Annotated in this window: 12 protein-coding genes; 9 read left to right on the top strand and 3 right to left on the bottom strand. The window is 62.9% G+C overall.

Features of this window, described 5'->3' with window-relative positions; translation table 11 throughout:
• The first annotated feature begins 7 nt into the window (after nucleotides 1-7).
• Together ppk1 and ACTIF6_RS07605 are read left to right on the top strand one after the other, a co-directional pair.
• Nucleotides 8-2089, top strand: a complete 2082-nt coding sequence (gene ppk1 / locus ACTIF6_RS07610; protein ID WP_439587363.1) for a polyphosphate kinase 1 — start codon at nucleotides 8-10, stop codon at nucleotides 2087-2089.
• Between the two features lie 2 nt (nucleotides 2090-2091).
• The gene (locus tag ACTIF6_RS07605) at nucleotides 2092-2574 is read left to right on the top strand and encodes a SixA phosphatase family protein (RefSeq protein WP_439587362.1); all 483 of its coding nucleotides are present in this window, start codon (nucleotides 2092-2094) and stop codon (nucleotides 2572-2574) included.
• A 4-nt stretch (nucleotides 2575-2578) separates the two neighbouring features.
• On the opposite strand, the gene ACTIF6_RS07600 is transcribed toward ACTIF6_RS07605, so the two are convergent.
• On the bottom strand, nucleotides 2579-2974 hold the full coding sequence (locus ACTIF6_RS07600) for a hypothetical protein (RefSeq protein WP_439587361.1): 396 nt from the start codon (nucleotides 2972-2974) through the stop codon (nucleotides 2579-2581).
• 146 nt (nucleotides 2975-3120) lie between these two features.
• Nucleotides 3121-4605, bottom strand: a complete 1485-nt coding sequence (gene ppx / locus ACTIF6_RS07595) for an exopolyphosphatase (protein ID WP_439587360.1) — start codon at nucleotides 4603-4605, stop codon at nucleotides 3121-3123.
• 201 nt (nucleotides 4606-4806) lie between these two features.
• Here ppx and pstS point away from each other — a divergent pair, with 201 nt between their 5' ends.
• The 7 genes from pstS to phoR all read left to right on the top strand — a co-directional run bounded on the left by pstS (nucleotide 4807) and on the right by phoR (nucleotide 11396).
• Nucleotides 4807-5838: a phosphate ABC transporter substrate-binding protein PstS gene (gene pstS / locus ACTIF6_RS07590; protein WP_439587359.1), complete on the top strand. Its 1032-nt coding sequence runs from the start codon at nucleotides 4807-4809 to the stop codon at nucleotides 5836-5838.
• Between the two features lie 96 nt (nucleotides 5839-5934).
• Nucleotides 5935-6915, top strand: coding sequence for a phosphate ABC transporter permease subunit PstC (gene pstC, locus ACTIF6_RS07585; RefSeq protein ID WP_439587358.1), 981 nt, complete (start codon nucleotides 5935-5937; stop codon nucleotides 6913-6915).
• An 11-nt stretch (nucleotides 6916-6926) separates the two neighbouring features.
• Nucleotides 6927-7781, top strand: coding sequence for a phosphate ABC transporter permease PstA (pstA, locus tag ACTIF6_RS07580; protein WP_439587357.1), 855 nt, complete (start codon nucleotides 6927-6929; stop codon nucleotides 7779-7781).
• Between the two features lie 49 nt (nucleotides 7782-7830).
• The gene (gene pstB / locus ACTIF6_RS07575; RefSeq protein WP_439587356.1) at nucleotides 7831-8625 is read left to right on the top strand and encodes a phosphate ABC transporter ATP-binding protein PstB; all 795 of its coding nucleotides are present in this window, start codon (nucleotides 7831-7833) and stop codon (nucleotides 8623-8625) included.
• A 25-nt stretch (nucleotides 8626-8650) separates the two neighbouring features.
• Nucleotides 8651-9352 carry a phosphate signaling complex protein PhoU gene (gene phoU, locus ACTIF6_RS07570; RefSeq protein WP_439587355.1) on the top strand — a complete coding sequence of 234 codons (702 nt, stop codon included), beginning with the start codon at nucleotides 8651-8653 and terminating at the stop codon, nucleotides 9350-9352.
• Entirely contained in the window at nucleotides 9349-10080 is a 732-nt protein-coding gene (phoB, locus tag ACTIF6_RS07565; protein ID WP_439587354.1) for a phosphate regulon transcriptional regulator PhoB, read from the top strand. Before phoU ends, phoB begins: the two co-directional genes overlap by 4 nt.
• The gene (gene phoR / locus ACTIF6_RS07560; protein WP_439587353.1) at nucleotides 10077-11396 is read left to right on the top strand and encodes a phosphate regulon sensor histidine kinase PhoR; all 1320 of its coding nucleotides are present in this window, start codon (nucleotides 10077-10079) and stop codon (nucleotides 11394-11396) included. The genes phoB and phoR overlap by 4 nt, the downstream gene beginning before the upstream one ends.
• 6 nt (nucleotides 11397-11402) lie before the next feature.
• Here phoR and ACTIF6_RS07555 read toward each other — a convergent pair whose 3' ends face one another.
• A complete protein-coding gene (locus ACTIF6_RS07555; RefSeq protein ID WP_439587352.1) occupies nucleotides 11403-13136 on the bottom strand; it encodes a hypothetical protein in 1734 nt (577 codons plus the stop codon).
• Nucleotides 13137-13152 lie beyond the last annotated feature (16 nt).

Raw genomic sequence — 13152 nt, 5'->3', positions numbered from 1 at the left:
GTCACATATGAGCGGAAACTCCCCCCAGCAGAAGCTGCCTCTGCTTGACCGTGACCACAGCATTCTGGCTTTCAACGAACGTGTCATGGACTGGGCACGTCGGCCCGATGTGCCGCTGCTCGAGCGGCTGCGCTACCTGAGCATCGTCTCCAGCAACCTCGACGAGTTTTTTGAGGTGCGTGTGGCGCCCCACCTGACGGCGGCCAAGGCCAACGAGCAGCGCGGCCTCTACACCACCCAGACCTTCGAGCAACTTTCCACCGAAGTGCATGCGCTGGTGGCGCAGCAGTACGCCATCTACAACGACGAGCTGCTGCCCTTGCTGGAAAAAAAGGGCATCAAGCTGATTTCGCACGGCGAGCGCAATGCGCGCCAGCGCCGCTGGGTGAAGGAGTTCTTCATCAAGGAAGTTCAGCCGCTGCTGATGCCGGTGGGGCTGGATCCGGCACACCCGTTTCCGCAGGTGGCCAACAAGTCGCTGAACTTCATCGTGCGCCTTACCGGCAAGGATGCCTTTGGCCGGGAGAACGAAATCGCCATCGTGAAAGTGCCGCGCATCCTGCCGCGCTTTTTCCGCATGCCGCCTGTCAAGGGTTCCAAACAGACCCACTTCGTCTCCATTTCCAGCCTCATCCGCTCCCACCTGGGCGACCTGTTCCCAGGTCGCCAGGTCACCGAGTTTTCGCAATTCCGCGTCACACGCCATTCCGATCTGGCGGTGGACGAAGAAGAGGTGAAGAATCTGCGCACTGCCTTGCGCAAGGGGCTGCAGCAGCGCCACTATGGTCAGGCACTTCGGCTGGAAGTGTCTGCGGGTTGCTCGCCTTATCTCTCCAGCTTCCTCCTCGAGCAGTTCGGGCTGCCCGAGCTCGCGCTCTACCGCGTGCCAGGTCCGGTGAATCTGGTGCGCCTGAACCAGCTCATCGACAAGGTGGAAGCGCCCGCACTGCGGTTCGACACCTACAACGCGGGCTGGCCGCTGCAACTCACGCCAGGGCAGTCGTATTTCGAGCGGCTGCGCCAGAGCGACGTCCTGATCCACCAGCCTTACGAGAGTTTCGACGCCGTGCTGGGCTTTCTTCGTGAGGCGGTGGAAGACCCGGACGTGCTGGCCATCAAGCAGACGATCTACCGCACTGGGGCCAAGTCCGAGCTCATGAATCTGCTGCGCGAGGCCGTGCGCCGGGGCAAGGAAGTGACCGCGGTGGTGGAGCTCAAGGCGCGCTTCGATGAAGAGGCCAACATCAACTACGCCGAGCGCCTTGAATCGGTGGGTGCGCAGGTGGTGTATGGCGTGGTGGGCCTCAAGACGCACGCCAAGATGCTGCTGGTCACGCGGCGGGAGGCCGGCGGCCTGCGCCGCTACGCCCACCTCTCTACGGGCAACTACAACCCCGGCACCGCGCGCCTCTACACCGATCTCAGCTACCTGACTGCCGACGACGCGCTCACCGCCGACCTGGAGCAGATCTTCCTGCACCTGGCCAGCCAGAACCGCCTGCCCAAGCTCAACAAGGCCTTGATCGCACCGTTTCACCTGCACAAGGCCATGCTCGACAAGGTGGAGGCTGCCGGCCTGGCTGCCAAGGCCGGCAAGGACGCCCGCATCATCCTGAAGATGAACGCACTGACCGACGAGCCCATGGCACGTGCGCTTGCGCTGGCCTCGCAACAAGGGGTGAAGATCGACCTGATCGTGCGTGGCGCCTGCATTCTTCCCGCACAGGTGCCCGGTGTCACCGACAACGTGCGCATCCGCTCGGTGATCGGACGGTTGCTGGAGCACTCACGCGTGTTCTATTTCCGCACGGGCGAAGACGAGGAGCTCTGGCTCTCCAGCGCCGACTGGATGAACCGCAACATGTTGCGACGCATCGAACTCGCGTGGCCCGTGACCGATGCGTCGCTGCGCCACCGCATCATGGACGAATGCCTCTCGGCCTATCTGCACGACACCAAGGACGCCTGGCTGCTGCAGCCTGACGGGCGCTATGTGCCGGCGGGCCATCACAACGGTGGCCGTCACCGTGCGCCGGTGCTGCATTCGGCGCAGGCCAGCCTCATGGCGCGCTACGGCACCAAGGGTTGAGCATGGACATGATTCTGTGGCGGCATGCCGAGGCCCAGGATCATCCCGACCTCATTCTCGGTCGGCCCGGGGATGCCGCTGACCTCGCGCGGCGCCTGACGTCCAGAGGCGAGAAACAGGCTGCGCGAATGGCCGCGTGGCTTGACCGCCAGTTGCCCGACGGCGCGCGCATCTGGACCAGCCCGGCACAGCGCTGCGAGCAGACCGCCATGGCGCTCGGACGCAAGTTCAAACTGAGCGAAGCCATCGCGCCCGACGGCGACCCGCAGGCTTTGCTGGAACTGGTGCAATGGCCCACTGGCAGGTCGCCGGTGGTCGTGGTCGGCCACCAGCCCACGCTCGGCCGTGTGGTGGCCCGTTTGCTGGGCCTGCAGGAAGACGACTGTTCGGTGAAAAAGGGCGCCGTGTGGTGGTTGCGCCACCGCGAGCGCGGAACCCTGGGGCAGACGGTGGTGGTTACCGTGCAGACCCCCGAACTGATCTGAGTGTTCAGGCGGGTTTGCGGGCAGGCGCAGCGACCTTCCTGGCCACCCGTTTCTTCGCTGCCACCTTCTTGACGGGCGCTTTGGCCACAGGCTTGCGCGCTGTTGCGGCTTTTCCGGACGCTTTCACTGCAGGTTTGGGAGCGGCTTTGGCGGAGACTTTCACTGCTGCTTTGGCTGGGGTCGTGGCGGGCTTGTCGGCCGCGGTGGGGCGTCCCGTCTTGAGCGTGGGAACGGCCGTCAGCGCCGCCTTGTAGGCGGCATCACTCAGGCCTTTCAGCACCATCAGCCCGGCGCGCAGAAGCTCGCTCTTCTTCACGCTGGTGCCCAGCGCAATTGCGCGGGTCTTGAGCGCATCGATGGCGACGAATTCATTCTTCGGAATGGTGAAGCTGTCGCGCACCAGCTTGGGTTTCTTGGGGCTGCTCTTGCCGCTCTGACTGGCCATGAATGGACTCCGTTGGTGGTTGTGAAGCCCCAAATTGTAAACCGTATATACGGTTTATACGATTGTGACAATCTTGTGTCAGTGGTGTGACGCAACGACCATCAACGGATATCGGCAGTGAACTTCCACGCCGTTTTCTGCCAGGCGAGCACTTCTTCGCCCAGCAGCCACGCCGATTGCGGGTAGCGTCGCGCCCAGCCGGGGTTGGTGGCGAGCTTGAAGGCCTTGGGCTTGTAACTGAGCTTGACCGACTCGTACTCCGGCTTCTGCCGCGCATGGCACAGCAGCACCGCCAGGCGCAATGCCATCAGTTGTTTGGCAAACAATTCATCCTGCAGGGCTTCCTCAAGCTTGCGCAGCTTGCCGCGTTGGCCCAGCACGAGCTGGCTCATGCGGTGGAGCTCGGGCAAGGAGAAGCCGCGCGCGTCCACGTTGTCGAGGATGTAAGCGCCGTGGTGGTGGGATCGTTCGTGCGAGATGTGCGTGCCGATCTCGTGCAACCGGGCGGCCCAGGCCAGCTTTTGCGAATAGCGTTCGTTCTGTGCGTCCAGCGCGGCGATCTGCGAGAAGAGGGCGGTGCTCACGTCGCTCACGCGCTTGCCTTGCGCCTCGTCGGCTGAAAAACGGTTGGCCAGCCAGAGCACGGTGCGCTCGCGCACGTCGCCCCCATCGGTGTCGCGGTCGATCAGGTCGTACAAGGCCCCGTGGCGCAGCGCCCCCTGGGCAGGCACCATCTGCTGGATGTCGAACAGGTCGAAGATGGCGCGCAACACACTCACGCCTCCACCAATGACCGGCCGGCGGTCGTCCTTGAGACCCTCCAGGCGCATCTGATCCGAACTGCCGAACTTGATCATGCGGTCCACCAGCCAGTCCAGGCCGGAGCGCGTGATCAAGCCCGTGGCCCAGCCGTTGGCGCCCAGCATGTCCGCTACAGCACCCACGGTGCCAGAGGACCCATAGGCCACGTTCCAGTCGGAGGGGGGGAATTTGTCCAATGCGTCGTCAATCACGGCTTTGGCCGCCACCTCGGCGGTCTTGAACGCCGCGGCGCTGAACTGGCCACGCGGAAAATAGCGGTTCGACCAGGCCACGCTGCCGAGCCGGTACGACTCCATGGTCCGTGCCCGATAGCCTTCGCCCAGGATCATCTCAGTGGATCGCCCGCCAATGTCCACCACCAGGCGTTTTTCGTCCGAATGCGGCAACAGCCTGGACACGCCCTGGTAGATCAGCCGCGCTTCTTCGTAGCCGGAGACCACATCGATGGAAAAGCCCAGGACGGACTGGGCATGCCGCAGAAATTCGTCGCGGTTTCTGGCCTCGCGCAGCGTCTGGGTGGCCACGGCGCGCACTTGCTGCTTCTTGAAGCCGTGCAGCCGTTCGGCAAACCGCGCCAGACATTCCCAGCCACGCTCCATGGCCGCCTGACTGAGCACCTTCTCCTCGTCCAGGCCGCTGCCCTGGCGCACGGTTTCCTTGAGGTATTCGATGCGCTCGATATGCCCCGAGTGATAGCGACCGATTTCCAGGCGGAAGCTGTTGGAGCCGAGGTCGATGGCGGCGAGGAGGGTTCCGTTTTGCATGCGAGGCGGGGTGGTCGGACCCAGAAGGGTCCAGGGGGCGGGTGAAGCGAGCTGAGGCCCGGATTGTGACGCATGGCCGCCCGCTCCCTGCCGATGGCACGAGAAGCGGTGCTTCATGACAGTTCTGTCTTGTCATGGCCTTGTCACATTGGCTGCCTAGAGTCCCTTCTGTCACGTTTACCCAACCGCAAGGAGCCTCGAATGTTCACAAAACGCACTTTCCTCATGACCGTGGCCGCTGCCGCCATCACCACCGTCGGGATGGGTTCAGCCCTGGCAGCCGACATCACCGGCGCGGGCGCCACCTTCCCCTTTCCCATTTACGCCAAGTGGGCAGAAGCCTACAAGAAGGAAACCGGAACCGGCCTGAACTACCAGTCGATCGGATCCTCCGGCGGTATCCGCCAGATTCGCGCCAAGACCGTGGCTTTTGGCGCAACCGACGCACCGGTCTCCGGTGCCGACCTGGACAAGGACGGCATGGTGCAGTTCCCGGCCATCATTGGTGGCACGGTACCCGTGATCAACCTGGAGGGTTTCAAGCCCGGTGAGCTCCGCGTGACAGGTCCCGTGCTCGCCGAAATGTTTCTCGGCAAGATCGCCAAGTGGAACGACCCGAAGCTGGCCGCCCTGAACCCGGGCAAGACCCTGCCGGACGCCAACATCACCGTGGTGCACCGCGCCGACGGTTCGGGCACCACGTTCAACTGGACCGACTACCTGACCGCCGTGAGCAAGGATTGGGCCGACACCGTGGGCAAAGGCGCCGCGGTGAAGTGGCCTGCTGCTTCTTCCGTCGGTGGCAAGGGCAACGAAGGCGTTGCGGCCAACGTGAACCGCGTCAAGGGTGCGATCGGTTACGTGGAATATGCCTATGTGAAGAAGAACAACATGAACTTCCTGCAACTCCAGAACGCCGATGGCAAATACGTCAGCCCGGACGACAAGGCGTTCGCTGCCGCCGCTGCTGGTGCCGACTGGTTCAGCGCCCCTGGCATGGGCATTTCCATGGTCAACGCCAAGGGCGCCGACAGCTGGCCCGTGAGCACGGCTTCGTTCATCCTGATGTACAAGGATCCAGCCGACAAGGCGCAATCCGCCGAGGTGCTGAAGTTCTTCGACTGGGCGTTCAAGAACGGCAAGGGCCACGCTGCGGAGCTTGACTATGTGCCGCTGCCCGATTCCCTGACAACCCAGATCCGTTCGAAGGTCTGGACGCAGATCGCCAAGTAAGGCACGCTACCCCGGAAAGTCCAGCCGGAATGACCGGATGGGCGTTCCGGGGTTGGTAGAACCGATCCGGGAGTCCATATGAACGTGGGAACCACCATGAGCCAGCAGCCCGTGTCCATTCAACTGGACAACCCGAACATGGCGTCGATCGCCAGACGCCAGCGATTTGAGGATGTGGTGTTCCACCGCCTCACGCAGGCATTTTCCCTGCTGGTGCTGGTCGCCCTGCTGGGCATCATCGTGTCCCTCTTTGTCAACGCCTGGCCCTCGTTCCAGAAGTTTGGCCTCGGCTTTATCTGGCGCATTGAGTGGGACATCGTCAACGAAGAGTTCGGTGCGGCCATTGCGATCGTGGGCACACTGGCCAGTGCAGGCATCGCCCTTTTGATCGCCGTGCCTCTCGCGTTCGGCATTGCGTTGTTCCTCACCGAAACCTGTCCGGTCTGGCTGCGCCGTCCACTGGGTACTGCGGTCGAACTGTTGGCCGCGGTGCCTTCCATCATCTACGGCATGTTCGGCCTGTTTGTGTTTGCTCCCCTGTTCGCCGATTACTTCCAGATGCCGGTACAGCAGATGCTCGGCGGGATGCCGCTGGTGGGTTTTCTCTTTGGTGGCAGCACCAACGGCTTTGGCATCCTGGCTGCGGGCATCGTCCTGGCCTTCATGGTGCTGCCCTTCGTTGCGGCGGTGATGCGAGATGTGTTCGAGATCGTGCCGCCGATCCTGCGCGAGTCGGCCTACGGCCTGGGTTGCACCACTTGGGAAGTGGTTCGCCGCGTGGTGCTGCCCTATACGCAGAAAGGTGTGATCGGCGGGATCATGCTGGGTCTGGGTCGTGCCCTTGGTGAAACGATGGCCGTGACGTTTGTGATAGGCAATGCCAATCGCATGCCCACCTCACTTTTCTCACCTGGTACCTCCATCGCTTCCACGCTCGCGAATGAATTCGGCGAAGCCGCCGACTTCCACCTTTCCACGCTGTTTGCGCTGGGCTTCCTGTTGTTCGTCATCACCTTCCTGGTGCTGTCGGCGGCCAAGATCATGTTGATGCGGGCAGAGAAGGCAAAAGGCCTGTGAGGTCAATTTCCATGGAATTCAATCAATCCCTTTACAAGAAACGCCAGCGCTCCAACGCCATCGGGCTCACGCTGTCCATGGGCGCCATGGTGCTCGGCCTCGTGGTGCTGCTCTGGATCCTGAGCGTGCTGTTCACCAACGGCTTCAAGGCGCTTGACTGGAACATGTTCACCCAGTCCACCCCCGCGCCAGGCAGCGAAGGCGGTGGTCTGGCCAATGCCATCGTGGGCAGCCTGATGATGGTGGGCTTCTCGGTGCTGGTCTCCACACCCATCGGCGTGCTGGCCGGCGTTTACCTCGCCGAGTACGGTGACCGCAGCAAGACGGCTGAACTCACGCGTTTCGTCACAGACATCATGCTGTCGGCGCCCTCGATCGTCCTGGGCCTGTTCGTCTACGCCATCGCAGTCGCCACCGTCGGGAATTTCTCCGGGTGGGCGGGCAGTCTGGCGCTGTCGCTGATTGCAGTGCCGGTGGTGGTGCGCACCACCGAAAACATGCTTCGCCTGGTGCCAGGCAGTCTGCGCGAGGCGGCCTTCGCCCTTGGCGCACCCCGCTGGAAGGTGGCCACCATGGTCACGCTGCGAGCGGCCCGAAGCGGCGTGATGACCGGCCTGCTGCTGGCGGTGGCCCGCATCAGTGGCGAAACCGCGCCGCTGCTGTTCACCGCATTGAACAACCAGTTCTTCAGCACCGACATGGGCGCGCCCATGGCCAACCTGCCAGTGGTGATTTTCCAGTTCGCACTGAGTCCGTACGACAACTGGATCAGGTTGGCCTGGGGCGGTGCGTTGCTTATCACCCTTTCTGTGCTGGTGCTCAACATCGTGGCGCGTGTGTTCCTTCGGGAAAAGTCGCCGAGCTGATCCTCACTCCATCAACAAACCTGAAAACACCACTGCCATGGACATGACCATGCCCGACGTCGCCACCAAGCCCGCTGAGAAGCCCGCCACGCGCAACGCGCTTGAACTGCGCAACCTCAGTTTCTTTTATGGAAAATTTCAGGGTCTCAAGAATGTCAACATGAATATCGAGGAACGCAAGGTCACTGCATTCATCGGTCCTTCCGGTTGCGGAAAATCGACCTTGCTTCGCACACTCAACCGCATGTACAGCCTGTACCCAGGGCAGCGTGCGGAGGGGCAGATCCTGTTTTACGGGCAGGACATCCTGGATGCCAAGCAGGACATCAACCTGCTGCGCGCGCGCATCGGCATGGTGTTCCAGAAGCCCACCCCGTTTCCCATGTCCATCTACGACAACATCGCCTTCGGCGTGAAGCTCTACGAGAATCTCGACAAGAGCGACATGGAAGAACGTGTGGAGTGGGCGTTGTCCAAAGCGGCTCTTTGGAAAGAGGTCAAGGACAAGCTGCACCAGAGTGGCCTGTCGCTGTCCGGAGGCCAGCAACAGCGCCTGTGCATCGCACGCAGTGTGGCGGTGAAACCTTCGGTGCTGCTGCTCGACGAGCCCACTTCCGCTCTCGACCCGATCTCCACCGGCAAGGTGGAGGAGCTGGTTCATGAGCTCAAGCAGGACTACACCATCGCCATCGTCACCCACAACATGCAGCAGGCCGCGCGCTGCAGCGATTACACCGCCTACATGTACCTGGGTGAACTGATCGAATTCGGTGCCACCGAGCAGATATTCTTCAAGCCCAACAAGACCGAGACGGAAGATTACATCACCGGACGCTTCGGCTGATTCCGGTCAACACGAGAGGCATTTCATGAGCGAAAAACACATCTCCAGCCAGTTCGACGCCGAACTCAACTCGATTTCCACCCAAGTGCTCGAGATGGGTGGCCTGGTGGAATCGCAGCTTCACCAGGCGGTCTACGCCCTGGTGCACATGAGTCTGGAATCGGCCGAGCAGGTGATTGAGAACGAGAATCGCATCAACCAGATGGAATTGCAGATCGACCACGAGATCATCTCCACCATTGGCCGGCGCCAACCCACTGCGCGCGATCTGAGATTCCTCATGGCCATCTCTCGCACCACGCAGAATCTCGAGCGGGCCGGAGACGAGGTCGCCCGCATCGCGCGCATGGTGAAATCCATCATTGCCAACGGAACGCCGCGCAACCTGCCCATCTCCGAACTGCGCATGGCCGCCGACCTCGCCGCCGCACTGCTGCGCAAGACACTGGACTCGTTTGCCCGCCTGGACACCACGATGGCCGTGGCCATCATCAAGGGCGACAACGAGATCGATACGGAGTACAACGGTTTCCTGCGCAAGCTCATCACCTACATGATGGAAGATCCCCGCACCATTTCGCCCAGCCTGGACTTGCTGTTCCTGGCCAAGTCGATCGAGCGTGTGGGCGACCATGCCAAGAACATTGCCGAGCAGATCATCTTCATCGTCAAAGGCGAGGATGTGCGTCATACCTCGGTGGCGCAGGTGGAGTCGGTGGTCGGATGAGAAAGCTGCCTCGCGTCCTTGTCGTCGAGGACGAACCTTCCATCGCTGAACTGATCGCTGTCAATCTGCGACACAACGGTTTTGCGCCGACGGTGGTGTTCGATGGCGTCGCCGCACAGCGTGAGGTGGATGCTGTATTGCCCGACGTGATCCTGCTCGACTGGATGTTGCCTGGTGAGAGCGGTGCATCGCTGGCGCGCCAATGGCGAAAGAACGAGCGCACCAAGACCATCCCCATCCTCATGTTGACCGCGCGAAGCGACGAGTCCGACAAGGTGCAGGGACTCGACGCGGGTGCGGACGACTACATCACCAAGCCGTTTTCCACCCAGGAGTTGCTTGCACGCATCCGTGCCGTGCTGCGCCGCCGTGCGCCCGAGGTGGTAAACGACTCCGTGCAGGTGGGCGAACTCGCTCTCGATGCGGGTACCTACCGGGTCACCTTCCGGGGTACAGAACTCAAGGTCGGACCGACCGAATTCAAGCTGTTGCACTACCTCATGAAGCACGCGGAGCGGGTGCACACCCGTGGTACGCTGCTCGACAAGGTCTGGGGAGACCATGTTTTCATCGAGGAGCGTACCGTGGACGTGCATGTCAAGCGATTGAGGGAATCACTGGGTGAGGCATCCGGCATGGTCGAGACCGTGCGCGGTGCCGGTTACCGCCTGACCGCGATGAACAACACCGGGAAACCGGCTCAAGGCGCCACGATTCCCGCGGCATGACCCGTCGGGCCATCGAACTGCTGCTCCTGGTGGCGCTGGGAGCGGTTCTGGGGTGGACGCAAGATTCCGCCGGGTGGACGCTCGGCGGGGCACTGGGTGGCGCTCTCGCCTGGTCATTCCTGGACGGTCTGCGTGCGCGGCGTGTGCTGCGATGGCTCACCAAGGCGGATGGCTCGCGCGCCCCCCGCATCGGTGGTACCTGGGGCGAACTGGTCGACCGCTGCCGCAAACTCATCAAGAAGCTTGAGAAGAAGGCGCAAAACAGCGACGCGCGGCTGGAAGACTTCCTGGCGGCCATCCAGGCCTCGCCCAATGGGGTGGTTCTTCTGGATGCATCAGGTCGTATCGAATGGTCCAACCTGACTGCGGCGAATCACCTGGGGTTCGAGCCGCAACGCGACCTTGGCCAGTACGTGCGCAATCTGGTGCGCAACCCGGCGTTCACGGCCTACCTGGGAGGCGGGGACTTTGGTCATGAAATCCAGATCGACGGGCCTGGCCCGAGGCCTTCGCAACCGACCAAGATATCCCTGCAGATCCACCCCTACGGCAAGAAACGCAAGCTCATGATCACGCGCGACGTGACCGCGGTGCAACTGGCCGAGACCATGCGGCGCGACTTCGTGGCCAACGTCTCACATGAGATCCGAACGCCGCTGACGGTGCTCAGCGGCTTCGTCGAAACCATGCAGACCATTCCCCTCGAAGAAGCCGACCGCTCACGCTACCTCGACCTCATGAGCCAGCAGGCCCAGCGGATGCAGACACTGGTGAGCGATCTGCTCACACTGTCTCGTCTGGAGGGCAGCCCCTCCCCGGGCCAAGGTGAATGGATTGACAGCGAGGAACTGCTGGCCCATGTCATGCAGGAAGCACGAGGCCTCACGCAAGCCATCGCGCAGACGCCTCACGACGTGCAACCCGTGCCGGGCCCCGATCTCTGGATTTCGGGCGCGAAGACCGAACTGCTCAGTGCCATGTCCAATCTGCTGAGCAATGCCGTGCGTTACACCCCTGGCGGCGGTCAGATCCGTGCTGGCTGGCGCATGCGGGAAGACGGCTGGGTGGAGTTCTTCGTCACTGACACTGGGCCTGGCATTGCAGCGGAGCATCTGCCGAGGCTCACCGAACGCTTCTATCGGGTGGACCGCAGCCGTTCCCGTGAAACCGGCGGAACCGGCCTCGGTCTGGCTATCGTCAAGCATGTGGCCCAGCGGCACGGCGGGCGCATCGAAGTGCACAGCGCGCTGGGCGAGGGGTCCACTTTCGTGATTGCACTTCCCTCATCCAGAGTTCGTGAGCGTGTGACCGGGTGAGGCGATCTACCGGCTGACGCGTTGATAGACCAGAAGGCTTTCCTTGCTGTCCGTCAGGCGCCGCACGGTCGCCTTGAAGGCCCACTGCGTGAGATCCACGCGGTTGTCCAGCGTGGGTTGACTGTCTGGTGAGACGACCAGGCTGCGGCAGGTTACGCCCAAGTCTGATTCCGTGCGCACCAGCTTGAGCTCACCGTGGTACTGCAATGCAGCGGTCTGCGCCTGAGTCAGGCCATCGGCAAGCACACACTGCTTGCGATCCACCAATCCGGCCACGCCACGAGAGATCGGGCCGTAGCTGCGACCGAAGTCCAGCAAAGGAAGCCACAGCGTCATCAGCAGCAGCCAGCACAGCGTGCTGCCCGCCGCCGGCAGGATGAGGCTTTTCCAGATGGCCTGGCGGTGCTTGCCCACCCGCCATACCACCAGCCACACCCAGGCTCCCGTGGCCAGGGCACCCAAGGCGAACAGCAGGAAGGAGAACTCGGGCACAAAGCCGGGTGCCAGCTTGGCCACATTGGCCGCTGGCTTGGCGGGCACGCCCGTCTGCATGGCGAACCAGATCACCCAGATCACCAGTGCACAGCCCGAGAAGAAGAGCAGGGTGAACCAGTCGACCAGCGCCGAGACGCTGCGCCTCAAGGTGGGCAGTGCAAAGGCCGCCAGCGCAGCCATCGCCGGCAATGCGAGGAGCAGAGCACGGTCGCGCTCGTCGGCGAATGCACTGTGCGCCGCACTCACCAGCACCGCCCACAGTGGCAAGGCCACGTGAGGCCGCAGCAACTGATGGCGCCAGCGCCACAGCGTCCACAACGCCAGGGGCCATGCAGGCCAGGTGAACCAGATCAACAGCTTGCCCCAGTTGCGCCACTGCACCTGATCGAGCGGTATCGGCAGATCGGGAGTGGCAAGCTGCCCGGTGAGCAAGGCGGTGGTCAGCACCAATGCCAGCGCCACCGCGCACCACAAAAGTGGATCGCGAACGCTCTTGGGTGCTTCCAGCAGCCAGTCGGTCTCCGGCGCGGTCGAGGAACCGCCCCGACGCGCCGCCCACAGCACGAACAACAGCCCGCCGCCCAGGATGGCAGCGATCCAGGGGGCGCCACTGAACACGAGCGAAAGGGCCCCCAGGCTCCAGGTGAAGACCGTTCGCCAGGGCTGACGGGCGCCGGCATGGGCGAGGCGGGCAGCAGAGAACAGCAGCAGCGACACCTGGGCCAGCCGTGCCAGATCGGGGGTGGTCTCGTGTGAAAGCTGCGCCAGGCCCAGGCAAGCCACCAGCGCGAGCAGTCCTGCATCGGCCAGCGCGCGCGCGTAGTCGGTGGGATTGGCCTCGCCCCCAAAGGCGAAGGCCACCGGCTGAGCTGCCGGTTGGCGTGCGAGGTGGTAGACCGTGTACCAGGTGCAGGTCAGGGTCAACGCCAGCAGCAGCGCAAACGGGATACGAACCGCGAATTCGGGGGAAAAGAACGGGAGCAGGCGGATGAAGGCCGCACCCAGCCAGTAGGGCAGCGGACCGGCCTCGTCGACCGCCATTCCCAGGACCTGCGGGGACCACCAGCCGCTGTGACCTGCCGCCATCTCCAGCATGACGCCGAACGCCGATACATCGTGGTTCTTCCATGGCTCGCGACCCAGGAAACCGGGCAGCACATAGGCCACACAAAACAGCAGCAGCGCCAGCCGTGGCAGGCGCCGAACGGCCGACTGGCTGACGATGGCGGGAGTGGGTTGGTTCACTGCGGGGATATTACAA

It is taken from the genome of Hydrogenophaga sp., assembly GCF_051860785.1.
Taxonomy (GTDB): domain Bacteria; phylum Pseudomonadota; class Gammaproteobacteria; order Burkholderiales; family Burkholderiaceae_C; genus Hydrogenophaga.
Note: the sequence above shows the minus strand (reverse complement) of the source record. Positions and strands in the feature narration are given on the sequence as shown.